We start from the raw sequence: 25,136 nt of genomic DNA on the forward strand, positions 1-25,136 counted from the left end.
CCCGGAGCTGTACTTTTTGTCCTAGTCCCACCGCTCCTATATTATCCATAACTTTTTAACCTTGACGTAATCGTATATCAGCTTATTAAATGAGGATATTATGATATGCTAGATTAAGAATTAAGCGAACTATGTCGAAATAGGATGGTAAACATGCCCAAGCGAAAATTAATTTTCATTTCTCTTATATTTTTGTTCATGCTGACGGGCTGCCGCGTCCTATGGCTGCATTTCTTTGCAACGCCGCCTCACCCGGTCCCTGTTCATGGAGAGCTCGATTTGAGGAACTGGGATCCAATTACAGATCATTCGATCATCGTAGACGGCCAGTGGGAGTTTTATCCGAACATGTTTCTGATCCAGAATAACGATCTCCCTCAGTCAATAGCCGCAGAACCCGAATACATACAAGTTCCCGTAAGCTGGCGTATGCCAGCGATGACGGGCGATAATCCGAACATAGGCTTCGGCACGTACCGGCTGCGGATTCACGTCGATCCGGACAAAGGCCGCTCCTTCGGCTTCCATATTCCCAGCATTTCGAGCTCTTCCGAAGTGTATGTCAACGGCCAGCGGGTTGGCCAATCCGGACAGCCAGCCGACCGCAAACAGGCCTACAAGCCGCTCGATATTCCTTATACCGCATACTATAACCTGGAAAACGGAGCCTTACTTGATCTCGTCATTCAGGTGGCGAACTTTGACGATACAACGAAGGGCGGCATCGTCCGCTCCATACAGTTTGGACTGGAAAATGTCCTGGACCGGGATAAGCTCTTTGCCGCCGATATGGTCCGTTTCGCCTGCGTCGCTTACATGATCCATGCGTTGTATGGGGTAGTGTTGTATTTCGTCGGCAACCGGGACAAGCGCCTTCTCTACTTTTCTGGAATGATCACTTGCATCGTGCTTGGAACGTTGGTTGATGGCGAGCGACTGCTGTTTGCATGGATTCCTTTCAACTATGAATGGAGTATTAAAATACTGTTTCTAACCATGATCTCCGGCGGTTTTTTCCTGCTGCAATCGATTCGTTTCCGGCTGCCTTATTGGCTGAGAACGACAGGCTCTCTTATTTATATCATCGCCTGCATCGCCGTTTATATCTCCATATTGCTGCTGCCTGCCTCCACAATTTTCATGCTGCGTGGGGTCTATATTGTAACCATGTTCATCCCCTGCCTGCTGGCTCCCGTGGTGCTGTTCAGGTCCACGCTCAGCAGCAGCCGGGATAATATCTTTCTGCTGCTTGCTGCCATTGCGTCGATCAACAGCCTGATCTGGCTGTTTGTCTTGTATTTCCTTCGTGTGCATATGGTTTCGTACCCGTTCGATTTGATAATTGCCACGATTTGTTTTGCATCTTACTGGTTCAAGCGTTATTTTCAAATGATGGACGAATCCCGGAAGCTGGCCACGAAGCTGCAAAGAGCCGACAAGCAAAAGGACGATTTCCTGACCACGGTCGCTCATGAGCTGCGCAATCCGCTGCATGGCATCCTGAACATCTCGCAGTCCGTCTCCGACAGGGAAAAGGATACCATGGGATTAAAAAGCGCGAAAGATCTGGAGCTGCTGGAAACGATCGGGCGGCGCATGTCCTTCATGATTAATGATCTGCTGGACCTGGCACGGATCAAGGAGAACCGTATTACTCTGCAGCAGTCGCATGTCTCGCTTCATAGCGTGGCCGCCACGGTCATTGATATGCTGCAATTTTTGACCCAGGGGAAGCCGCTTCGCTTGAGCAACCAGGTTCAGCCAAGTTTCCCCCTCGTCATCGCCGACGAGAACCGCCTGATTCAAATTCTGATCAACCTGCTGCATAATGCCGTGAAATATTCATATGCCGGCGAAGTAGCTGTCGAAGCCCGGGCGGAGAATGGCTGGGCCATCATTTCCGTTCGCGACGCCGGCATCGGCATGAATGCCGATGTGCTCGAAAGAATTTTCGAGCCTTATGAGCAAGCCGCCCATCCTGTGGCTGGAGGCGGTTTTGGACTCGGGCTAAGCATTTGCAAGCAGCTTGTCGAAATGCATGGCGGAACGATGAAAGCCAGCTCGCAGCCAAATAAAGGCTCCGTGTTCACCTTCACCTTAAAGCTCGCTGTCTCTTCCGGGCAGCAGAGCGGATCGGCTGACCAGGATCATACGAAGCAGGAATTATGGGGACAAGATCAACGTGGTGCGTTGGAAAGCGCTGCAACTGGATTCGAGCAAATGGCCGCTGCTAGCGTACCGGCCTCCGCGCTTTCGCATCCGTCACATCCTCAGCCCTCCCCGCTGCCCGGCCTTAGCCTGGTGCTCGCTGTCGATGACGACCCTGTCAATTTAAAGGTGCTGGAGAGCATTTTTGCGGCCGAGCCTTATGAGATAGTCACGGCTACCAGCGGCAAGGAAGCGCTAGCTCTGCTTGATCAACGCAGCTATGATTTAGTAATTAGTGATGTGATGATGCCAAGCATGTCCGGGTATGAGCTGACCGCCCGGATTCGGTCGCGCTATTCCGTCTCCGAGCTGCCCGTACTACTGCTGACGGCATGCAGCAGAGACGAAGATATCGAAGCCGGATTCCGGGCCGGGGCCAACGATTACGTGACCAAGCCGATGAAAGCGGCCGAGCTGAAATCGCGGGTCAAATCACTAACAAAACTAAAGCGCTCCGTAAACGAACGGCTGCGAATGGAGGCGGCCTGGCTACAGGCGCAAATCAAGCCCCATTTCATCTTGAATACATTCACGGCGATTGCCGAGCTCAGCAAAGTGGATCCCGACCGCATGGACGCCTTGGTAGAGGAGCTGAATAATTACATTCGGCTCAGCATCGATTTCCAGAACTCCGATCAGTCCGCTCCCCTGGAGCATGAGCTCAGCCTGGTGCAGTCGTACTTGTATATTAAGAAGGAACGCTTCGGCGACCGGCTGCAGGTCGTCTGGAATGTCGAGGATGCTATTCAAGTCCAAATACCGCCGCTTACGATCCAGCCCCTCGTCGAAAATGCGGTCATCCACGGCATCCTTAGCCGTGCCTCAGGCGGGGAAGTGACCATTTCCATCACACAAAGCGGGCATGAGGTCAAAGTGAGTGTATCGGATAATGGGATCGGCATCGAAGAGGCGAAGCTTGCGCATATTCTCCATCGGCAGGCCGATGCCCGTACAGGGATCGGCCTCCACAATACGGACAGACGGCTCAAGCAGTTTTACGGAAGCGGGTTAAAGATCGATAGCAAGCTGGGCGAAGGGACGACGGTTTCTTTTTCGATCGCGGAATCGCATGCCGGGAAGACGTCCTATTAAACAAGGCCGTGAACCGAAATTCGGTTCACGGCCTTGCTGTTTCTAATCCCAAATTGATTATTGTGCCGGTCTACTCCTTCACACGGGTGACGCTTTTGCGGCCGTCGATGCTGACGGGAACCTCCCCGTCCACGGTCACCCTGCGCACGACCCGGTGCTGATCACCGTAGTCATTGATCGCATAATGCTGGGTCGCGCGGTTATCCCAGATCACGACGTCCCCGACGGACCAGCGCCAGCGCACTGTATTTTCCAGGCGGGTCACATGGCTCTGCAGCAAGTTGATGATCGCCTGGGAGTCCGCCGAGGACAGGCCGACGATTTTTTTAGCGAAATGGCCCAGAATCAGCGAACGCTCCCCCGTCTCCGGATGGACATGCACGACTGGATGCTCCGTCTCGAATAATGTGGACGCAAACACCTTCTTATGATGCTCGATCGCTTCCTTTGAGACATTCTCACGCTGGGCGGCATAGTCATATTCATTGGAATGAACGGCCCACAGGCGGTCGGCAAGATTGCGCAAGTTCTCGGGCAGATGCTCATAGGCTGCGGCCGTATTCGCCCATATGGTATCACCGCCGGCAGCCGGAACGACGACAGCACGCAGAATGGAAGCCTTCGGATACGCATCCACGAATGTGACGTCCGTATGCCAGGAATTCGCCCGTCCGCCATGCTGTGAATCGAGCTCCAGCACATAGTCCGTTCCCTGCTTGATCGGTACCGTCGGATGAGCCACCGCCTCTCCGAACAAGCCCGTCAGCGCTTCCTGGCCCGCATCGTCGAGATGCTGCTGCCCGCGGAAGAAGATCACTTTGTAGCTAAGCAGCGCTTTACGGATCGCCGCAGCTGTGGCCTGATTCAAATCCGGGGACAATTTAACACCGCGAATCTCTGCGCCGATCCGGCCTGCTACCGGCACGACCTCCACTGTTGTTCCTTCAATCGCTTGGCTTTTACCTACCGTACTCATTGGGCATTCCCTCCATTAGATTATTGGATGATTCCATTCCTTCAAACCCCGCGATGTTGCAGCACAGAACATCAATGCATCGCTTCACCTTCCCTAGCAGCCCGCGAGCCGGGATACGAGCGGCCTAGCGGCATAGGGATTGACGGGCCGCTTAAGCCCGTAATGCTCCCGCAAGGTGCGGCCCGCATATTCGGTGCGGAACAGCCCGCGCCGCTGCAGCTCCGGGACGACCTGAGCGGCAAAATCCTCCAAACCGCCGGGCAAATACGGCGGCATCACATTAAAGCCATCACTCCCTCCCTGGGTGAACCATTCCTCCAGCTGATCCGCGACTTGCACCGCAGTTCCGGCGAAGGTGCGATGTCCGCGCCCGCCTGCTAGGCGATGGATCAATTGCCGGATCGTGAGATTGTCCCGTCTGGCCAAATCGACCACAAGCTGAAACCGGCTCTTGTTCCCGTTAATCGCCTCTATATTCGGCAGCTCAGGCAGCGGCCCGTCGAGCGGAAGCCCCGACAAATCCACCTTCAGCATGCTGGATAACTGATTCAAGCCATATGCAGGAATCGTCAACTCATTGAGCTCCTGCTCCTTCTCCTTGGCTTCCGACTCTGTTGCGCCGATGATCGTGCAAATGCCCGGCAGTATTTTCAGCTCGTCGGGATGCCGTCCATATTTGGCCAGCCTGGATTTGACATCGCTATAGAAGCTCTGCGCTTCCTCCAGCGTCTGCTGGGCGGTAAAGATCGCCTCCGAATGCTCGGCGGCAAATTCCTTGCCATCCTCGGAGGAACCCGCCTGCACCAGCACCGGGTACCCTTGCGGACTTCTTGGCACATTCAGCGGCCCCTTCACTCTGAAATGCGGTCCGGCATGGTTTAGTGCATGCACCTTCGCGCTGTCCGTAAATTGACCAGTGTCACGGTCGATGATGATCGCGTCCTCTTCGAAGCTGTCCCACAAGCCCTTCGCTACCTCCAGAAACTCTCTTGCCCGTTCATAACGTTTACGGTGCTCCAGATGACCCTCGCGTCCGAAATTGCCCGCTTCGATTTCATTACCCGACGTAACGATATTCCAGCCCGCGCGTCCCTGGCTGATATGATCCAGCGACGCAAACTTGCGCGCGACGTGGAACGGTTCGTTATACGTGGTCGACACGGTGCCGATAAGACCGATCCGTTCAGTGACCGCCGCCAGCGCTGAGAGCAGCGTAAACGGCTCAAGACCGAAGGAGGACACGCCGTGCTGCACATTTTTGCCAACGGCCAGAATATCGGCCAGAAATAACGAATCGAACTTCGCCTGCTCGGCGATCTCGGCCAGCCGCTGGAAATAACGGATGTCCGTAATTCTTTCCGCCTGTGTATCCGTACGCCTCCAGGCCGCTTCATGATGGCCCGCGTTCATAAGAAACACGTTCAGATTCATTTGCCGCTTGGTTTTCCCCATATTCTTCATCCTTTCATCGCTTCTCTTCACTTCATCTTTTATTCGCTATACGTTTGCTTCCAGGATGTCAGCTTCCGCTCCAGATGCACGAGCAGATAATTTACGATCAGGCCGATGACCGAAATCGTCAGAATGCCCGCATACATTTGCGGAATCTGGAAGCTGAACTGCGTATACTGCACCAGATAGCCGAGCCCGGATTTTGCGCCGACCATTTCCGCCGCCACCAGCACGAGAATTGAGCTCGCCCCCGCCTGGCGGATGCCGACGAAGATCGTAGGTACCGATGCGGGAAGGATGACCTTGCGGAACAAGTTTACCGGTGATAAACCCATGGAGCGCGCCGACTTGATCAGCAGGGGATCGACGTTCCGGACTCCGCTAATCGTGTTCAGCAGCAGCGGAAAGGCGCAGGCGTAGAAGACGATGGCGATTTTCGACGTTTCTCCGAGCCCGAGCAGCAGAATGAAGACGGGAAGAATCGCCAGCGCCGGCGTGTTGCGGAACATTTCCAGCAGCGGATTTAGAAATTCGGCCACCCCTTTCCACCAGCCGATGGCCAGGCCAAGCGGTATGCTGACAGCAACCGCCAGGAAGAATCCGCCGACCGACCGCAGCAAGCTGGCTAGTAAATGATCGGCAAGATCGCCCGAGAGCAGCAGCTGCCACCAGGCCGAGACCACTGTGCTTAATGGCGGCAGAAAGGTCACATTGACGACGCCCAGACGCGGCGCTAATTCCCACAGCAGCAGAAAAGCGAAGATTGCAATGGAAGATTTAATCCCGCGGTACAACTTACTAGCCGACCGTTTGACCAGACTCAACCTGCGCCCCGGCGCCCTCTGCTCCGCCTCGAAGCGAACCAACGCTTCTCCTGTGCTAGAACCTGCCATTTCAAGCCCCTCCTTTGTTTTTTAATTTGTGCTGCTCATAATGAAGACTGCTCGATTTCTCCTGCTCCTGCGCACGCTGCACCTCATCCTTCAGCAAATCCCAAATATGATGGCGCAGCTTGACGAATTCGGGGTGAGCCCGTAAGTCCTCCTCCGAGGATCGGCCCTGGAAGGGCACCTCGATCACTTCCTTGATCCGTCCCGGCCGCGAGCTCATCACCGCCACCCTCTGCCCGAGATAGACCGCCTCCTCAATCCCGTGGGTAATGAAAATTATCGTCTTCTTCGTCGCCTCCCAAATGCGCAGCAGCTCGCTTTGCAGCGTCTCCCGGGTTTGCGCGTCCAGCGCGGCAAACGGTTCATCCATCAGCAGCACCTCGGGATCGTATGCGAGGCTTCTCGCAATCGCGATCCGCTGTTTCATGCCTCCCGACAGCTCATGCGGGTAGCGATTCTCGAAGCCGGATAAGCCGACGAGCTGGATATACTCCAGCGCCGCTTCCCGCCGCTCTTTTTTGCCGATACCCTTCGCTTCCAGACCGAACTCCACATTGGCCAGCGCCGTCTTCCAGGGGAATAATGCATATTGCTGAAAAACGATCCCCCGGTCCAGATCTGGCCCGGCAATGGCCTTGCCGTCCAGCAGAATCTGTCCGCTGCTTGGCTTCGTGATTCCGGCCAGCAGATCGAGCAGCGTCGATTTCCCGCAGCCGCTCGGCCCAACGATGACCATGAATTCTCCCTGCTTCACCTCCAGATGAATGTCCTGCAGCGCGGAGACCGGCTGCCATGATTCCTGAAGATGCCCCAGATTCCGCTGAATCCGAAAAGACTTATGCACGTGCTGGATGCTAATTTTTGCCGTTGTCATTGGCCAGCTCCCCTCCATCCCGGTATGGATTGAATTCATTCGTATAGATTCGTCTTCCGTCAACCTCGCCTTCCCCGATCGTGCCATCCTGAACCAGCCAGTTGACCCAGGTCTCGAATTCCTCAGGGGCGATGAGTCCACCGGTGCCCGCCACCCCGGTACTCTTCCAGTATTTAATGCTGCTGTCATCCTCTTTCCTTCCGCGTTCCTTAATGATCTTCGCGTAGCGGGCTCTAACTTCATCCGGCGGCGTCGTCCTGGCCCACTCGATCGCCTTGGCCGTCGCCTCGACGAACTTGCGCGTCGCCTGCGGATTGTCCTGGATGAACTTGTTCGTTAACACATAGCTCCCTGCGCTGAAAACACCGAATAAATCCTTATCCGTAAATAGCGGCCTGATCCCGCCCCGCTCAAGCGCTTTATCCCGAAGCACCCCGCCTAGGGTGGCGACATCCACCTGGCTTGCCCGGAGTGTCTGCTCCCCGGTCACCGGCGGCACGACGACGAGCGTCACCTGCTCGATCTCCGCCTCGGTCAGCCCCTCCCGGCGCAAATATTCCTTGATGACAAATTCATGATGCGCTCCGAGCGTATTCACCGCGATTTTCTTCCCGATCAAATCCTTCGCCGATTGAATCGGGCTGTCGTCCAGCACATAATAGCCGGACCATGTATTGTCATCGACGCCGTAATAGGAGATCACAGGCGTAATCGGCGCTTTGGCTGCAATCAGCTTCACAATGGCTCCGTTAAACGCCCCGCCAAAGTCGGTATCCCCCGTGACCACCGCTTGAATGTCCTGTGGCCCGCTAATGGTCGTGCCAATGAATTTCAGCTTGAGCGGAGCCAAATATCCCAGATCCTCAGCCAGCTCTGGAAAAGTCACGGCGCCCACACTGCCCTGATAGCGCAGCTCGGTTACCTCCAAGTCGCCCGGAGCTGCCGTGTGTGCCGCTGACGTCGCTTTATCGCCGCACCCTGCAATCAGAACAGCCGCGAGCAGCCAAGCCGCAACCAAGCTTACCGGTTTAAGAAGTGAACGATCCATAAATGACAACCCCCTTCAATTCTTGGTGATCATGCGAATCAGACATGTTGCAGCCGCCATTTTTAGCTGATGAGTGAAAAAAAAGAGACGCACCCATCTGCTGATGGCGGTCTCTCCGGTGGTCCGGTCGATGGATTTATGGTTAAATCCCTATCTGATTACTAAGATTTATTGAACATACTACCCTCCCCCTGGCCTGGTGTCAACCATTTTTTCACAAAAATTTCATGGTTTTCAGCGCTTTTCGGTGCATTAATGAAGCTAATTCCTCGCATTGACAGCCCCTGCACGAACTGCTACGATAAGACTCAATTTAAGAACATTTCGTAAGTTATTTCGTAAGTTTTCGACCGGACGTCCGGAGACATCGGCTGCACGCATTGGCAGCCCGTGTCTCTTTTTTTATTTGTTATAGCCCTCCCTCGTTTAAAACATGGATAGCAAGGAGTGATTGCATTGCGACAGAAACCTGTGCTCTACGTCCTCATCCTCGGCTCATTCACCTCCGTCTATAACACCTGCTCGATGAACGTCGGCCTGCCGGCCTTTATCGATATTTTCGATTCCGATCTGGCGACGGTTCAATGGCTCATGACCGGCTTCACTTTAGCAACTGGTGTGATCATTCCGCTAAGCGGCTATTTGGGCGACCGGTTCAGCCATAAGCAAGTATTCCTGTATTCGATCGCCGGATTGATGGCCAGCTCGGCCCTATGCGCAGTCTCTTGGAGCATTTACAGCCTGATTGCGTTCCGCATTCTGCAGGGCGTCTTTTGCGGGATCATTCAACCGGTGACGCTGACGATTATTTTTCAGGCCATTCCGAAGCAGCAGCGCAACGTCGCCCTTAGTTTCTGGTCAGCCTCCAGCATTCTCGGCCCGGCGCTGGCGCCCACGATCAGCGGCTGGCTGCTCGGGCATAACTGGCACTTGATGTTTCTTGTCCTCGTCCCGGTAAGCATCCTCACCTTATGGATGGGCATGAAATGGATTCCCCGCGACCCGCCTTTCGCTTCGGGCCCGCTGGATCGCCTGGGACTAATGTATGCCGTATGCGGAAGCCTGGCTCTGCTGCTCTATTTCAGCAACATTCATCAGTGGGGCCTCTGGTCCTACCGCTCCGCCTTCATGCTGATCCTTGGCCTTGCCTCTTCCCTGTTATTTGTCCGGCACGAACTGCGGATCAAAGCGCCGCTGCTGCATCTGCGTCTTTTTCGAAGCCGCATCTTTATGTCGAGCATCCTGGTCTCTGCCATTCTGATCATCGGGCTGTACTCGGGCATTTATTTTGTCCCGCTGTATTTACAGGAAATCCACCGGATGTCCCCCTTTGAAGTCGGACTGCTGCTGCTCCTGCCCTCCCTGAGCTCAGGCGCGGCGACACTGCTCGCCGGTGCCTTGTACCCGCGGATCGGTGCGTTCCGTCTGGTCATTGCCGGGGCTGTTCTCATCGTTCTTGCCTCCTGGCAATTCAGCTTTCTGGCGCTCGATACGAACCTGGCCTACGTCGCATTCTGGATGGCGGTTCGCTACATCGGCATCGGCCTGTCGATGACCCCGGCAATGAATGCGGGGATGCATGCCGCCGCGGCGGAATGGTATAGCCACGCATCGGCGTTAATTAACTGGCTGCGGCAAATTTTCGGCGCTCTAGCCCTGGGCTGTTCACCTCGCTGTTCTATGCGCGTCAGAACCTCCATATTACCGTGCTGCAGCAATCGGCCGCCACCCCCAGTGCTGAGTGGATTCGCCTGTCCGCCTACACTTTAGGCATCGACGACTCCTTTGTTGTTGCGGCCCTGCTGGTGCTGCTCAGCTTGCCCCTAGCCCTGCTGCTCCGCGAGCGGCGTCGAGATAAGGAGGGGCGGGAAAGTAGAGAGGAACCAACCCTTACCACTCCGGCTCAGACCCGGGTGTAGGCCCGTCTGATGGCGATCTGTCCACATTAAAAAAGACACCCTCGTTCTGATGAGGATGTCCTTCTTGCCTTCCTACCTTATGGATTCGGCAGCTCAATTCGGACCGTATGCTGCTCCTTGGCCCAGTTTACCTTGGCTCCCAGCGCCTCGGCGATGAAACGCAGCGGCACCATCGTCGTATAGTTTTCGTTGAACGGCTTAAGGTCGTCTGAGATTTGCTTCCCGTTGATCGTCGTGTTCAGCGTATATAGATTAATAACGACATTCATGCTTCCTTTGCTGACGTGAACGGTATTCGTTTGATTCATCCAGGTGACCTTAGCCCCCAAATGCTCAAAAACACCGCGCAGCGGTACATAGCTCACATTGTTAACAAGCGCCGGTGGATAAGTGAAATCTAGCTTGTCTCCGTTGATCTCAACGTGAATGGAATCCTCGACGAGCTGCGGCTTGGACGGCTTGCTTGACCCGCCGTAATAATTCCATTTCATCACCGTGCCGTCTCTCAGCAGCGCATACTGCTCCCGCATGCTCGTATTTGCCAGATCAATTGCATTTGTGATGCCTTCAACCTGAACAGCTGTATACTCGTTCTCATCCATAAAGCTGTCCCAAACCCATACTGTGCCATCCTGCTTAATGCTGCTAAACGTCGAGAAGCTGCCCCCTTCCAATCGCGTAAGTTGGTCAGCATGCTTCACTTTTGTGGGACTTAATAAATCGCCCGCTGTAGGGTATGTTTTAGAGCTTTTCCATATGGCAACCGTCCCATCTTCCAGCAGTGCTGCTGCCTTCTGGCTTCCTGTCGCAACAGCTGTTGCCTTACCCATCGCATCGCCTTGTACTGCAGTCGGTTCCCATTGGCGATCAGGATTCATGTCCGTCACAGCCGTTCCGGTGATCCAGACCTGACCATCCTTGTCTAGGGCACTGGCTGTCAAATGACCTGTAGCAATGGCCTGAATGACAGGGATCCCCTCCAGCTTCGCAGGTACAGGCGACGGTGTATGTACACTGTTCTTTCTTCCCCACTGCCAGACCGTCCCATCCGCACCAAGCGCCAAACTCTGACTACCGTTCGCTGAAATAGCGACAATATTGTCCAAACCTGTAACTTGAACCGGTTCAAGAACAGGTTGATACGAGGTCGTACCAATGCCAAGCTGTCCATCGCTATTATCTCCGGTGGCCCACACCGTGCCATCTTTTCGCAATATCAGCGTATGCATGTGCCCGCCTGCGATATCCTTCACCTTGTCAATATGCATCCGTACCGGAGTCTTGACCGGAACCATCGATCCGTTTCCCAGCAATCCCCGGTCTCTCATTCCTCCCCATGCCCAAGCGGTTCCGTCCTTCTTAATCGCATATACGGCATAGTCCCCTGCTGAGATCGCCACGACATCGGATAACCATTTGCCTTTCTGACTCGGCATCTGCTCCGTTTGGGCTGCTTGAGCAGTAAGAGGCATAAGCATGGACAGAGACAACAGTATTCCCGCGAGCGCTGCTCGGCCGCGTCCAAATTTTCCGCGCTTAATATTCATTGAATCTCTCCTCACCACTTACAAAAATTTCTTGCTATGAGAAATATGACGCGGACTGCTGCTAAAAAGTTTCTGCACAACCTATGAGGCCGTCCCAAAAGCAATCTTTGGAACACCATCACCAGCAAAACATTTTGCGAACGGCCGGCTGCCCTTGATCCTTGATGTGACCAATCACACTCTCCACATCCTCTTTACGCCGAGCATGAATCGCCGATTTCACGTTCTAAATGGATTTATAGTTGTTAGTTTCTACAGCAAGGAAAGAAAAGCTGATTTAAATGGAGTTCATGTCGTTAGAAGAAGGGAATTGTCCATTATAGGCTGGGTTCTTGATTCTAGCTGCATCAAATCCATCTACTCCCCTGAAACATTCGTTTAGAGCATAATTAGATACATGAATTCCATTTAGTGTTCGAGTTCTAGAGCTGATAAAAGATAGCTAAAGAACCGGATGCAGGCAAGGAGAATGTGATTCCGACTAAGACGGACAACCTTCTAAAAAGAGAGGCGTCCCTCCGTCATCTAATGACTTCTGGGACAGTCCCTTGCCGTGGTTGCAGTGGTGGCAGCGGTTGTATCGCTTTCGTGTATCATAGTATGTATCGGTTTATGTATTTTAGGCAAATAGTCCGTTCTTTCTCAACGAACTTCCTAAGATCAAGCTACTCCTTCCCGTTCCATACCTCGATCATCATGGAAGCCCCCAGCTTAAAGCCCTGGACAAAGGTCTCCATATTGTGAATCGAATTCGACTCCCCTTGTAGATCCAGCATCGCTTCAAGCTGCCTGAAATCCTCCTCCGACAGCTTCTGCCTCCACATCTGCATCATCTCCGATATTTCGCGGTTTAACGCACGATATTTGGGATCATTGGAAACGATCTGCTCGCCCGGGTACAGCTTTCCGTAATAGAGATCTTCCAAGAAGCTTTTCACTTGGCTGCCTCCTTTCTATTACATTACATTATATTACAAAATCGTCCAGAATGAGGGGTTATAGCGAAGCTATCGCTAACAAAGATTTCAATAAACAAAAGCCGCTATTCAGCGACTTAGTTTGTATAGAAAATATTGATTTTAAGAAACATTTTCTGCGGCAGCTCGTTCGGATATATGACAATACAAACATATGTTCCTAGGAGTAATATACCAAAAAATTCATATTACCACAACACTTAAAATCTAATTTAAAATTCAACATAATTTATTTCCATTCCGCCAAATGCTACAATAAGGAAGTCAAGCATCATCCTAATCCAATAAGGAGTGTGGCAAATGGCTGTTGATGTGTATTTCAATTTTAACGGGAACTGCCGCGAAGCTGTAGAATTCTACGCCGATGTATTTAACACCGGAGCACCGCATATCATGACCTTTGCAGAAGCGCCGCCGAATCCGGAGTACAAACTTCCCGATGAAGCAAAGGATCTAGTCATGCACGCACGCATCAACATCAAAGGAAGCAACGTAATGTTCTCCGACGTATTTCCGGGAATGCCTTACGTGCAGGGCAACAACATCACCCTAGCCTTCATCAGCGATGATCTCGAAGAGGTCAAGTCCGTATTCCATAAGCTGAAGGAAGGCGGCACGGTGCGCATGGAGCTGCAGGAGACGTTCTGGAGCAAATGCTATGGCAGCGTCAAGGACAAGTTCGGCACCGAGTGGCAGATCAGCCACGACAGCGGCGAAAGTGCCATGTAACGATGGACTGATCGAGCGAACAAGCTCATCTCACAAATACTCCACCAACAAGCAAACATCCCATCACACAGCCTAGTGTAATGGGATGTTTTATTGTAACCGCAAGTACAGCCAATGCGATTACCAAATATTCGATTTCTTCACCCTTTGGTCCAGGAATGCAAAGTCATCGTCACGCAGCGGCTCGACGGTACCTTTCTGGTACCCCTTACCCTTCGTGGAGAAGAAGTCATGCGTGCTTGTCTCCGTACGGATTCCGTTCAGCACGACCGGATTGATCTCTTCCTCTTCAAAAGCCGGCTCAATACCCAGATTCATTAACGCTTTGTTTGCGTTGTAACGGATATATTTCTTGACTTCATGGGTCAAGCCGATCGGATCATATAACTCTTCGGTATATGCCAGCTCGTTCTTGTACAGATCCATCAGCAGGTCGTTCACGAACTTCTCGGCGAATTCCTGCTCCTCTGCGCTCAATTGCTGGAATACCTCCTGAGCTAGCAGGCCAACGAATACGCCATGCACGCTCTCGTCGCGGATGATCAGCTTGATGATCTCCCCGCTCGCCACCATTTTCCCTTGTCCCGCCAAATATAACGGATAGAAGAACCCCGAGTAGAACAGGAAGCTCTCCAGGAACACCGAGGCAACCATGGCCTGATACAGGCTCAGCAGTTCGCCCTGCTTGATATCCCGGTAATAGGAATCAATTCGGTGCGTCTTGTACTGCAAATATTTATTGCTGCGTACCCACTGGAAGGTTTCGCTGATCATCTCGCTGCTGGCCACGGTTGTAAAAATCGTGCTGTAGCTCTTCGCATGGATTTCCTCCATCGCCGCCTGGAAAATCAGGATCGCCTTCTTCTGCTTCCCTTCCACATGCTGCGCAATCAGCGGCATGCCGACGTTCCCCTGCTCTGTGTCGAGCAGCGTCAAGCCGCCCAGCACTTTCATGAATGTATTCTTCTCTGCGCTGCTCAGCTCGGTCCAGGACTTCAGGTCCTTGGATACCGGAATTTCCGTGTCCAGCCAAAATTGCGACGTATTCTGCGTCCACAGCATTTCCGTATAATCCGCTTCCGGCGCGTTCCAGTTTACCGCTTCGAACTTCGTCATTATTCGTTATCCTCCTAGCTGCATTGCTATCAGGCCACAATGCCAATGCTGCACCATTTTCTCCGTTCAATTGCTGCATTTCTCGCATCCACGCAGCCTGCTCCATTAAATAACGCAGCTGATGCACTCTTCGATCGTTCTTTTTCTCGTGCGAGTGTAGTAGAGGGTCTTCAGCCCTTTTTTCTGCGCATAAATATAGTATTTCGCCAAGTCTCTTGTCGTCAGGTTATCCTTCACGTACAGAATTGTGGAAATCGCCTGGTCGATATGCACCTGTACTTCGGCTACGAGATCGATCAGGTTGAACATATCCATATCGTAAGCTTCTTTATAGAAGAAGTAATTGCTTTCGTTCAGGAATGGCATCGGGTAGATCGTCTTGGAATCGCCGTATTCCCGCTCTTCAATGCGCTGCGTAATCGGGGCAATTGAAGCCGTCGACGACTGCAGATAAGAAATCGAGCCCGTCGGCGCAATCGCCAGGCGATAAGCATGGTACAGCCCGTGCTTCATCGTATCTTCCTTCAGCCGCAGCCAGTCCTCGCGGGTTGGAATATGATGGCCGGCGAACAATGCCTTCACCTTATCGGTGCGCGGAGAGTAGTCATTGTCCTCATAACGCTTGAAATAAGCTCCGCTTGCGTATTCGCTCTGCTCGAAGTCCTTGAACGTCACTTGTCTCTCCCGGGCGATCATCATCGAGCGCTCGATCGAATAGTAGTTCAGCATCATAAAGAACGTACGCGCAAAATCAATCGCTTCCTTGGATTCGTAAGGAATATGGTTCAGCGCCAAAAATCCATGCAAATTCATCGCCCCAAGGCCGACGGAATGCAGCTCCCGATTCGCTTTGGCTACGGAAGGCACAATCTCCAGTTCGGTGCGGTCGCTGACCTCGGTCAGAGCGTCCATGGCCAGGTGAACCGTCTCGCGCATCCGCTGGTTCTTCATCACGTTGACGATGTTCAGCGAGCCCAGGTTACAGGAAATGTCGCGCTGGATGACATCCTCCTGGTTATAGTCGTTGATCGTCGACACTTCGCTCAGCTGCGCGATCTCGCTGCACAGATTGGAGAACTTCACGCGCCCGATATTCTTGAGGGCATGCTGTTCGTTCGTGTTATCCACGTACATAATGTACGGATAACCCGACTCCATTTGTGTTTGTGCGATTTTGATGATCAGATCGCGCGCCACGATTTTTTTCTTGCGGACCTTCGGGTTGTTTACGAGCTCATCGTACATCGCCGTCAAATCCATATCGTCCAGGTGGACGCCGTATTCCTGGTAGACGGTATGCGGATAGAACAGATACATATCCTTGTCCTGCTCCACAAGCTCAAAGAACTTGTTCGGCGCCACAACGCCAAGGGACAATGTTTTGATGCGGATTTTCTCGTCGCTGTTGATCTTCTTCGTATCCAGAAACTCATGAATGTCCGCATGGAACAAATTGAGATAGACGACCCCGCTGCCGTCCCGCTGGCCCAATTGATTCGCGTAAGAGAACGCATCCTCGAACAGCTTCATCACGGGCAGCACGCCGCTCGCTTTGCCGTCCAGGCCTTTGATTTGCTCGCCGGCTGCGCGGATTTTGCTGAGATTCAGGCTGACGCCGCCGCCGATTTTGCTAAGCTGGAGCGCGGAATTGATTGCAAACCCGATCGCGTTCATCGAGTCATCGACCTCCAGCAGGAAGCAGCTGACCAGTTCCCCGCGGCGCTTCTTGCCCGCATTCAGGAACGTTGGCGTTGCTGGCTGATACTCCTGGGAGATCAGGACATCTGCATATTCCCCGGCTTTCTTGATGTCGCCGTCGCCGAGAAACAGCGCCGTTACGGCGATGCGATCCTCATAACGTTCCAGGAACTTTGAGCCGTCATTCGTTTTCATCGCATAGTTATTATAAAATTTAAATGCGCTCATAAAGGAAGGGAAACGGAACTTGCGCGCATAGAGATCCTCGTACAGCTTCTTCACATCGGCGAATTCGTATTTTGCAAACAGCTCCGCCTCGTAGTAGTCATGCTCGATCAGATAGTCGATTTTCTCCTTTAGGTCGTGGAAGAACACCGTATTCTGATTCACATAATCGACGAAATAGCTGCGGGCTGCCTCCAGATCCTTATGGAACTGGAACTGCCCGTTCTTTTGCACCATGATTTCATTGTTAAGCTGTATCCAATTGGGAATTTGCGTTTGTGAAACGGGTTGAGTTGGCATGAGTGTAGTCAATTTGCTTAACCTCCTGTATAAATCTCTCGACATCCTTCTTGGTGCCGCTAAGCTCGAATTTCATCAATAAAGGGACCGAGTACATCTGTGCAACCTGATCCCCGGCCAGTCCGTAGCGAACGCCCCAGTTCGTATTGCCGCTTGCGGCAACGCCCTGCAGCAGCTCTCCGTTGTCCTCAAGAAATTTCAGGGTCGATTGAGGAACCTGGCCGAAGCCTGTCGTATATGTAATGAGTACAAATGGCCGATCAACGACCAAGCCGTCTCGAATCTGGACATGCTCTACATCCAGCTTGCTGACAAATCGTTTGACGTTACCCGTCTTCGAATCATAAACCACAAGCATTGCTTTTCCCTCCCGTAAAGAAATAGCCCACCCGCAGGAGATGAGCCATCGGCAGCATCATTCAAATTGGAGTAATTCCTAATCCTCCAAGCACCACACTATATATGGTGTGCATAGTCCGACGTTAATACAAAATATAGTGCGTGTTTGTAATATACCTGTTTTCCCAAAATTAATCAAGGGCTATTTCTCCAATAAAAAAAGCTGTGACCTCCCGCTTGTTTCTCCCGGGCAAGCCACAGCTTCTGCGATTCAACCTTTAACTTTTGACAGCAAATAGAGAAAATACGGGGCCCCAATAACGGCCACAACGATGCCTGTTGGAATCTCCGTAGGCTGCATCAGCCAGCGCCCGATCGTATCGGCAACGATGACGAGCAGCGCACCGGTCATAGCCGATGCCGGCAGCAGCAGCTCATGCTTCGGTCCGACAAGCCGCCTCGCCAAATGGGGCGCGATCAGGCCGACGAAGCCGATACCGCCGCTAACCGCAACGGACGAGCCAGCCAGTCCAACCGCTACCGCTAACAGCAGCAGCCGCTCCTTCTCCACCGGTATGCCAAGCCCTGTCGCCGAGTTCTCTCCCAGGTTCAGAATGTTCATCACCCGGGCTTTGTAGAACGCCAACGGAAGCAGCACGACGATCCATGGCAGCAGTGCAAGCACGAATTTCCAATTGGAGCCCCAAATGCTGCCCGCCAGCCACGTCGCCATAAACTGATACTTCTGCGGATCAAGCTTCAGCGTCAGCACGATCATCGCCGAGCTGATACCAGCCGCTACGCCAATCCCGGTAAGAATGAGCCTTGTCGGCGACACGCCTTCATTCCGCTTATACGACAGCGCGTAGATGAGCGCAGCGGTCAACCCCGCACCGAGAAGCGCAAGCAGCGGAAGCAGAAATATGGAACGAAACGATGTCGTTGGAAAAAAGGAAACATAAAGCATCACCATCAGCCCGGCGCCAGCGTTGATGCCAAGGATGCCCGGATCCGCCAGCGGATTGCGGGATATCCCCTGCAGGATGCAGCCTGAGACGGCCAGCCCAGCGCCGATGAGCACGGAAATGACGATGCGCGGGAGCCGGAAGTCGAACAAGATCAGCGATTGCTTATCCGTTCCCATGCCGAACAGCGTCTTGAGCACGTCAAGCGGCGACAGCCGGATGAATCCTGTGTTCATACTCACAATAAAAGCACAGACGATCAGAATGCCCAAAATCGCCACCACTAAGATGCCGCGCTGCGTTCTGCGTTTGCCAGAAGCCTGAGATAATCCCTGTATTGGTTCCATCTATAACTCCCTCCTCTCTTTGCGTGCGAGATAGAGGAAGAAGGGCACGCCGATTAACGCGATAAGGGCGCCCAGCGGTGTTTCCGCCGGGGCATTGATCATTCTTGCCGCGAGATCGGCAAAGACAACCAGCAGGCTCCCAAGGATGGCCGAGCAAGGGATGATGGTCCGATAATCGACGCCAACCAGGAACCGGGTCAAATGGGGGATAATCAGCCCGATAAAACCGACAGAGCCGACGACGGCCACCGACGAGCCCGCCAGGATGAGCACGATGACCGTCCCTGCCAGCTTGACCAGCCCTGTCCGCTGCCCGAGACCCACGGCCACCTCTTCCCCAAGGCTTAGCATCGTAATCGAACGCGACAGCATCATCGCGCCGAGCAGCGCGCCTCCGATCCAGGGAAGCATGATTTTCAATTGAAACCATTTTGTTCCGGCCACACCGCCCGCGTACCAGAAGGCCAGGTCCTGGCCAACCCGGAAATACAGCGCAACGCCTTCGCTCAGAGCTACCAGCAAAGCGCTGACCGCTGCCCCAGCCAACACAAGACGCACGGGAGTGACCCCTCCCTTGGCCAGCGAACTGATTCCAAAGACCAATCCGGCGCCCGCTCCCGCGCCCAGGAAGGAATATAAAATGAGCATACCAAACGATAGCCCCGGAAAAAAAGCAAAGCATATAGCCAGGGCAAAGCCTGCGCCTGAATTAAGGCCGAGCAGCCCGGAATCCGCCATCGGATTGCGGGTCATTCCCTGCATCAACGCGCCGGCAACGGCGAAGCCTGCACCGACCAAGACTCCGCCAAGTACACGGGGCAGGCGGATTTCCTGAATGATTTGATGCTGCGTCAGCTCTGGATTGTAGCGGAAAACCGCTTCCCATACAGTCGCGAAATCAATATCCGCTGCGCCGAAAGATACCGACAGCATAATTCCAAATATAAGAGCGAATATCCCCCCGAACAGGATCAAAGAGACGACTAGCGGCCTTGTCCGCTTCTTTGGTATGTGCAGATTTCTCTCCGTCTGCGTAGTTTCTAACATTTCCGTCATAAGAAGCTCTCCCGCTCTCCCTTCGTGCTTGAACCGCAAGCGGTCCGCACGCCTGACATCATCATATGTACATTCACTAAGCTGATGCTGCAAGCATACAAAATATATTCCTCCCATAATTCACCAATGATACTGATAATCGTTCTCATTATATGTCTTGCGACAATACTCGTCAAGTTATCCGTGATTTTGAATCGTTACCATCGTTTGTCCCCCGCTGCTTTCGATCCCGAAATCCCAACCCATCATGGCCGCCCGATCCCGCATGATTTTGATGCCATAGCTATGGCTGCCCGGATTGCCGTTCATGTCGAAGCCTACCCCGTTGTCGGTGACGGAGCACTGCCATCCCCCGTCTATGACATGGCCTTCAATATGCACCTCCTTCGCCTTCGCATGCTTATGGATGTTAAGGAGCGATTCGCGGATCAATGCAAGCAGCTCAATCTTATCCCGCAACGATAGCCGTTCCTCCGGAATGCTCCAGCTTATTTTAAAGCGCAAATCCGAATCTCTCTGAAGCTCCTGGATCAAGCTGTCGATTCCCTGCATCCAGGAGATGGAGTCCGGCGCGGCAGGATGGCGTAAATTCGCAATCGCTTCGCGAACATAGGTATTCGTACGATGAATATTATTTTTCAGCTTCTCAAAAGTAACCTGATCACTCACCTGAGCCTTCTCCACTTTGCTTACTTGAGCATTTAAGAGGAACAAAGACTGTGCTATTCCGTCATGGATCTCGCGGGCGATCTTCTCCCGTTCTTCCAAGGCCGCCTTAAGCTCCTTTGCCTCGTTCAGCTCCTTCTGGATTTGCTCCATCATCTTGAACAGCTGGGTCAGCAATAATACTGATACCAGAAATACGATCACCGGGGACAACCAGTTCCCCAGTTCCATCGATATAACAGACAGTAAATATTCATGCCGTACAAACTCCCAAATCCCGATCGTTATCGTAGGTGTGGCCAGGATTAACCATTTGATTTGCTGATAGGACATTCTCATATATGCCTCCAATCTAGCCTGATGATCCCTGTCCTTTCAGGCTCTTGCTATCCATCATCGTTCACTTCCTTAATTATAATAACAGTTTGCAAGGGCAATGCGGAATAAAAAATCAGCGTTAAGCAAATCTTTATATTACCTGCAGATTCCAAAAAGGAGGAGCCAAGCCTATGTCATTATGGTTAAGACTGCTGCGGAGACAACGCAAAAACAACAGCTCCGTTCAACTCCCAAAGCATGTACACAAGGCATTACCTGCAAATTTGACTTCAGATAGCGAAGTTTCTCCTTCCAGCAGCGTAGAGCAGCGGGATGACCGCGTCCCATGGATGAAGCAGCAGCTTGAGAATTGTTCGGATATCGTCTTTCGCCAATTCAAAATTAAAACAGGCGATCGTTGTACCTTGGTCTACTTGAGAAGCACGGCAGACCAGACGACGATTCAAGAGGTTATTCTCCGCAGCCTGCTGGATTATAGCGGATCAGAGGACAGCGACCTGATTCGGTACCTGTTTGACGACCAAGCGATATCCGTCTCCGAAATCAAAATTGTCACGGAGACCAACGAGGCTATTACGACCGTCCTTAGCTTCGGAGTGGTCCTCATGATTGAGGGAGAGCCCCGAATCATGACTTTCCCTTCCGTATCTGCCTTAACTACACGGGCGATCGAAGAAGCGCCGAACGAATCGGTCATCCGCGGACCGAGGGAATCCTTTAATGAGAGTCTGGATATGAATCTATCGCTGCTGCGGAGAAGATTGAAGAGCAGAAATTTTAAGATGGAAGAGCATAGCCTCGGCACCAAGACGAAAACGAGATTCGTCATCGCCTATATTGAAGGAATCTGCAAGCCAGAGCTGATTCAGGAACTCAAGCGAAGACTGTCATATCTCGATATTGATGCAGTTTTAGGATCCTCGACCTTCGAGGAGACCATCGAGGACTCGCCCTACTCCCCATTTCCGCAGGTTGAATATACGGAGCGGCCTGATATCGTCAGCGCATCGCTGCTGGAGGGACGTATAGCGATTATCGTCGACGGGACTCCCTCCGCGATTCTTGCTCCGGTCACACTAACTATGCTGATGCAGACTTCGGAGGATTATTTTCAGCGATATATCGCCGCCACCTGGATTCGCTGGATCCGTTTCTTGTTTCTTTTTGCTTCCCTGCTGCTGCCGTCTTTGTACATTGCCATTACTACGTTTCACCCGGAAATGATTCCTTTCAAGCTGTTGATGACTGTCGCTGCGGCAAGAGAAATCGTGCCCTTTCCCGCCTTTGTCGAAGCGTTCATTATGGAGCTGTCCTTCGAAGCGCTGCGGGAAGCCTCCATTCGCATTCCGAAATCGATCGGACAGGCTGTGTCGATTATTGGCGCGCTGATCATAGGTACGGCCGCAGTGCAAGCAGGGATCGTCTCGGCAGCCATGGTTATCATTGTCTCGCTGACCGGAATTGCTTCCTTTATTATTCCGCACTTCGACCTTGGATTGACGATCAGGCTGCTCCGCTTCCCGATCATGGCCTTAGCCTCGATGCTAGGCTTGTTCGGCATTACCTGCGGGCTGATCATTATTTATATCCATCTGCTTAACCTCAAATCATTCGGATTACCTTATTTGTACCCGCTCACGCCATTAGCCAAAGCGGATTTGAACGATACATTATACCGCGCCCCATGGTGGGCGATGCAGCAACGCCCTGTAGCACTAACCCCTAATGAACAACGCCAGAAGAAAAATCCCCGCGGCTGGGTGAAACAAAAGGAGGAGTGAGCCTTGTACAAGCTGAGAACCAGACTGTTTCTTGTCATACTATCCATGATTATCGTGTTGACTACAAGCGGCTGCTGGTCCTCGGTAGAGCTCAATGACCGGGCGTTCGTTAGTCTGATACTGGTTGATCTGACGGATGATGGAGATTTCGAACTGACTCTCGGCTTCCCCCTCCCGAACCGCATGATTCCCGGAGAAGTCGGCGGGTCTGGCGGCTCTAGCAGGGAACCTTTCGCCTATGTTACAAAAACAGGGCCAACGCTGCCGCAGGCCTTGCAAGACATTCAAAACGATTTATCAAGGAGAATTACCTTTGGGCAAACGCGGTTACTCGTTATCGGTAGCACGCTGGCGAAGCATGGCCTCGATCCGGTATTGGAATTTATCAGCCGGCGTATCAACTTCCATATTAGCGCCAATCTATTCGTAACTCCGGGAAAAGTGCTGGAACTGGTGGAAACCCCAACGACATTCGAGCGCTTCGTCTCAGTCATTCTAACTTCCTATATTACCCATCGGATGACCATCGATGCTACACTTAGGGACGTTCTTCTTGCCAGATATGGCTCGGGGGATATTCTTATCCCTACGCTGTCTTTCAGTAAAGCCCCAGAAACAATAGCCAAAAAGGAGAAAAGCCAAATCTGGCTCGGCGTTGACGGAGCGGCTATGTTTGTAAAAGGAAAAATGATCGGCCAGCAGTTAAATAAGGTAGAGATGCAAACCTCCTTATTGCTCTATTCCAACATCCGTGAAATGACGATCCGCGTAGAGTCGCCTACCGATGGGAAGGAGATCACTTTCAACGTGGAAGACATCACCACGAAGTTTAAAGCAAAAGTCAGGGATGATACACCCGGGATCCGCTTGGAAACCAGAGGAACAGCATCGGTCCAGGCCTCCGACTCCAAGCTTGATCTTCAGAACGATGAACAGTTGATGTTGCTGCAAAAAGAGCTGGACCGGGAAATTAAAAGCCGGATCATGCAGCTGATTAACAAGACGCGCACCGCCAAAGCTGATGTTTTCCAATTGGGAAATTATATTAAATGGAAGCATCCTGACATTTGGGATAAATATCAATCGAACTGGAATGAATTTTACGCCAAAGGGCTGGACATCGAAGCTGCAGTAAAAATTAGAATTCGCGGAACCGGTGAAGCCTTTCGGTCAATCAGAACGGAATGGGGAGAAGGCACATGATTGTGACTGCCCTAGTTTTTGTTCTAATTGCGCTGTATGAATGGTTCGATTGGCGCAAGCGTCATGATGGCACGGCCAAGCTATGGCGGCTTATCACGATAATGGCCATATTGCTCATTTTGCTGGAGGTTTATTTCCTTGTTAAGGATTACTGGAATTTTGAAGAAGCCCTGCACAGGCTATACCGTTTTTTGGGCCAATGGCTCTAACATGCCGCATGCATCTCGGGAGGAAACAATAAATGGATAAGATTACCAGATTACAAATATTTTCTATGTATAATCTGTATATTTTTACGGTGACTATCGCCTTCTTATCGGGCTTGTACATCCAGAACAGCCACTACTCCACACCGGTAAGCATCATTATTGGAGGCTTGGTCAGCATCCCTTTTCTGTATCCTGCCTACAGAGTCACCGTAATTCGTCCTAACGAGACGATCATCCAATACGGCAGCAGTATTGTGGGCAAAGTGCCGCATGCTTTTTTTATTCTGGTGATTGCTGTTATGAATCTGCTCCTCGCCGCGCTCAATCTTCGCGAACTAGAGGATTTTCTCATTCAGGTTTATTTGCCAGGAACTCCATCATGGCTGATCGCTCTGATGTTCGGGTCCTGCGTGGCCTATTGCGTACGTTCCGGAGTCACGACTATTTTCCGGGCAGCTCTGGGCATTTTTGTTATTAGTATTCTAGGTTTTGTCGGCACTCCATTCATGGTGACGCAAGCCATGCGCATTGAAGTGCTTCCCGCTCTGATTAACCAATTGGATCTAAAAGAGGTCGGCACGACCGTTTACGATTGCGTCACGATTTTTGGGGAGTTTGCTTTCCTGTTTCTGATTATGCCTTACATTAAGACACCTAAAAAGGTCTATCGGACAGTGGCTCTTACCATCCTGTCTTCGACCGTTATTATTCTGTCTCACATTATCCCGATCCTGATGATTCTAGGTCCGCAGCTAGCGGCTAATCTGACTTATCCCGACCTGGATCTCGTTCGTTCCCTGCGTACCGGGTCATTTGTGGAAACATTGGACCCTATTTTAATCATCCTGTGGCTGACCAGTCTGTTTATTAAGGTCTCTTTTATGATATTCATCGCCGTCTATGCCATATCCCTGCTAGTGAAACTGCCGGATCACAAACCGCTCGCCCTTTCGTTTACAGCCTTTTCCTGCATTCTATCCATGCTGATCGTTCGCTCCCAAATCGAATTAAATTACTTGCTGCTTGAGGGGCTGCCCCCGCTGCTCATCTTTATTGAATTTGTGATTCCAGTGATCTACTGGACCGCCAACGGAATAAAATCCCGCAAAAATAAAACGAAAAATGCTTAAGCATTTCGCTTAAGCACTTCTCATCCAATAAAATTTGCATAAACCTACCG

Annotated in this window: 21 protein-coding genes; 7 read left to right on the plus strand and 14 right to left on the minus strand. The window is 52.0% G+C overall.

Annotated elements, in window-relative coordinates; translation table 11 throughout:
• Positions 1-153 precede the first annotated feature (153 nt).
• The gene (locus GNP95_RS21060) at positions 154-3,300 is read left to right on the plus strand and encodes a hybrid sensor histidine kinase/response regulator (RefSeq protein WP_155612802.1); all 3,147 of its coding nucleotides are present in this window, start codon (positions 154-156) and stop codon (positions 3,298-3,300) included.
• A gap of 70 nt (positions 3,301-3,370) precedes the next feature.
• Here the strand turns inward: GNP95_RS21060 and GNP95_RS21065 are convergent, their stop codons facing one another.
• From GNP95_RS21065 to GNP95_RS21085, 5 genes are all read right to left on the minus strand, one after another.
• Positions 3,371-4,276: a TauD/TfdA dioxygenase family protein gene (locus GNP95_RS21065; protein WP_155612803.1), complete on the minus strand. Its 906-nt coding sequence runs from the start codon at positions 4,274-4,276 to the stop codon at positions 3,371-3,373.
• Between the two features lie 93 nt (positions 4,277-4,369).
• Positions 4,370-5,728: an LLM class flavin-dependent oxidoreductase gene (locus tag GNP95_RS21070; RefSeq protein ID WP_155612854.1), complete on the minus strand. Its 1,359-nt coding sequence runs from the start codon at positions 5,726-5,728 to the stop codon at positions 4,370-4,372.
• 38 nt (positions 5,729-5,766) lie between these two features.
• Positions 5,767-6,621, minus strand: a complete 855-nt coding sequence (locus GNP95_RS21075; RefSeq protein ID WP_155612804.1) for an ABC transporter permease — start codon at positions 6,619-6,621, stop codon at positions 5,767-5,769.
• Between the two features lies 1 nt (position 6,622).
• Complete coding sequence (locus GNP95_RS21080) at positions 6,623-7,492, minus strand: ABC transporter ATP-binding protein (protein ID WP_155612855.1); 870 nt, start codon at positions 7,490-7,492, stop codon at positions 6,623-6,625.
• Positions 7,473-8,540, minus strand: a complete 1,068-nt coding sequence (locus tag GNP95_RS21085; protein WP_155612805.1) for an ABC transporter substrate-binding protein — start codon at positions 8,538-8,540, stop codon at positions 7,473-7,475. The genes GNP95_RS21080 and GNP95_RS21085 overlap by 20 nt, the downstream gene beginning before the upstream one ends.
• A 456-nt stretch (positions 8,541-8,996) precedes the next feature.
• Between GNP95_RS21085 and GNP95_RS21090 the strand changes: the two genes are divergently transcribed.
• Positions 8,997-10,310, plus strand: a complete 1,314-nt coding sequence (locus tag GNP95_RS21090; RefSeq protein ID WP_155612806.1) for a DHA2 family efflux MFS transporter permease subunit — start codon at positions 8,997-8,999, stop codon at positions 10,308-10,310.
• Between the two features lie 226 nt (positions 10,311-10,536).
• On the opposite strand, the gene GNP95_RS21095 is transcribed toward GNP95_RS21090, so the two are convergent.
• Together GNP95_RS21095 and GNP95_RS21100 are read right to left on the minus strand one after the other, a co-directional pair.
• Positions 10,537-12,006 carry a stalk domain-containing protein gene (locus GNP95_RS21095; protein ID WP_155612807.1) on the minus strand — a complete coding sequence of 490 codons (1,470 nt, stop codon included), beginning with the start codon at positions 12,004-12,006 and terminating at the stop codon, positions 10,537-10,539.
• Positions 12,007-12,671: 665 nt separating this feature from the next.
• Positions 12,672-12,944, minus strand: coding sequence for a DUF6809 family protein (locus tag GNP95_RS21100; protein WP_213591989.1), 273 nt, complete (start codon positions 12,942-12,944; stop codon positions 12,672-12,674).
• 339 nt (positions 12,945-13,283) lie between these two features.
• Between GNP95_RS21100 and GNP95_RS21105 the strand changes: the two genes are divergently transcribed.
• Positions 13,284-13,712: a VOC family protein gene (locus tag GNP95_RS21105; RefSeq protein WP_155612808.1), complete on the plus strand. Its 429-nt coding sequence runs from the start codon at positions 13,284-13,286 to the stop codon at positions 13,710-13,712.
• A 120-nt stretch (positions 13,713-13,832) separates the two neighbouring features.
• On the opposite strand, the gene nrdF is transcribed toward GNP95_RS21105, so the two are convergent.
• The 7 genes from nrdF to GNP95_RS21135 all read right to left on the minus strand — a co-directional run bounded on the left by nrdF (position 13,833) and on the right by GNP95_RS21135 (position 20,763).
• On the minus strand, positions 13,833-14,828 hold the full coding sequence (nrdF, locus tag GNP95_RS21110) for a class 1b ribonucleoside-diphosphate reductase subunit beta (protein WP_155612809.1): 996 nt from the start codon (positions 14,826-14,828) through the stop codon (positions 13,833-13,835).
• 105 nt (positions 14,829-14,933) lie between these two features.
• Positions 14,934-17,051, minus strand: a complete 2,118-nt coding sequence (gene nrdE, locus GNP95_RS21115) for a class 1b ribonucleoside-diphosphate reductase subunit alpha (RefSeq protein ID WP_155612857.1) — start codon at positions 17,049-17,051, stop codon at positions 14,934-14,936.
• Positions 16,999-17,409, minus strand: a complete 411-nt coding sequence (gene nrdI, locus GNP95_RS21120; protein ID WP_155612810.1) for a class Ib ribonucleoside-diphosphate reductase assembly flavoprotein NrdI — start codon at positions 17,407-17,409, stop codon at positions 16,999-17,001. The genes nrdE and nrdI overlap by 53 nt, the downstream gene beginning before the upstream one ends.
• Before the next feature lie 252 nt (positions 17,410-17,661).
• The gene (locus tag GNP95_RS21125; protein WP_155612811.1) at positions 17,662-18,702 is read right to left on the minus strand and encodes a FecCD family ABC transporter permease; all 1,041 of its coding nucleotides are present in this window, start codon (positions 18,700-18,702) and stop codon (positions 17,662-17,664) included.
• Positions 18,703-19,758, minus strand: coding sequence for a FecCD family ABC transporter permease (locus tag GNP95_RS21130; protein ID WP_155612812.1), 1,056 nt, complete (start codon positions 19,756-19,758; stop codon positions 18,703-18,705).
• The gene (locus tag GNP95_RS25850) at positions 19,755-19,907 is read right to left on the minus strand and encodes a hypothetical protein (RefSeq protein WP_196427270.1); all 153 of its coding nucleotides are present in this window, start codon (positions 19,905-19,907) and stop codon (positions 19,755-19,757) included. Before GNP95_RS25850 ends, GNP95_RS21130 begins: the two co-directional genes overlap by 4 nt.
• A 28-nt stretch (positions 19,908-19,935) precedes the next feature.
• Positions 19,936-20,763 carry a sensor histidine kinase gene (locus tag GNP95_RS21135; protein ID WP_230873934.1) on the minus strand — a complete coding sequence of 276 codons (828 nt, stop codon included), beginning with the start codon at positions 20,761-20,763 and terminating at the stop codon, positions 19,936-19,938.
• 170 nt (positions 20,764-20,933) lie between these two features.
• On the opposite strand from GNP95_RS21135, the gene GNP95_RS21140 reads away from it, so the two are divergent.
• Genes GNP95_RS21140 through GNP95_RS21155 form a run of 4 tightly spaced genes read left to right on the plus strand, consistent with a single transcriptional unit; the run spans position 20,934 to position 25,086 of the window.
• A complete protein-coding gene (locus GNP95_RS21140; RefSeq protein ID WP_155612813.1) occupies positions 20,934-22,544 on the plus strand; it encodes a spore germination protein in 1,611 nt (536 codons plus the stop codon).
• A gap of 3 nt (positions 22,545-22,547) precedes the next feature.
• Positions 22,548-23,747 (plus strand): Ger(x)C family spore germination protein, encoded by a 1,200-nt coding sequence (locus tag GNP95_RS21145; protein WP_155612814.1) that lies wholly within the window; start codon positions 22,548-22,550, stop codon positions 23,745-23,747.
• Positions 23,744-23,956 (plus strand): hypothetical protein, encoded by a 213-nt coding sequence (locus GNP95_RS21150; protein WP_155612815.1) that lies wholly within the window; start codon positions 23,744-23,746, stop codon positions 23,954-23,956. Before GNP95_RS21145 ends, GNP95_RS21150 begins: the two co-directional genes overlap by 4 nt.
• Before the next feature lie 32 nt (positions 23,957-23,988).
• On the plus strand, positions 23,989-25,086 hold the full coding sequence (locus tag GNP95_RS21155) for a GerAB/ArcD/ProY family transporter (protein ID WP_155612816.1): 1,098 nt from the start codon (positions 23,989-23,991) through the stop codon (positions 25,084-25,086).
• The last annotated feature ends 50 nt before the right edge of the window (positions 25,087-25,136 follow it).

This window comes from Paenibacillus woosongensis (assembly GCF_009725165.1).
Taxonomy (GTDB): Bacteria; Bacillota; Bacilli; order Paenibacillales; family Paenibacillaceae; genus Fontibacillus; species Fontibacillus woosongensis.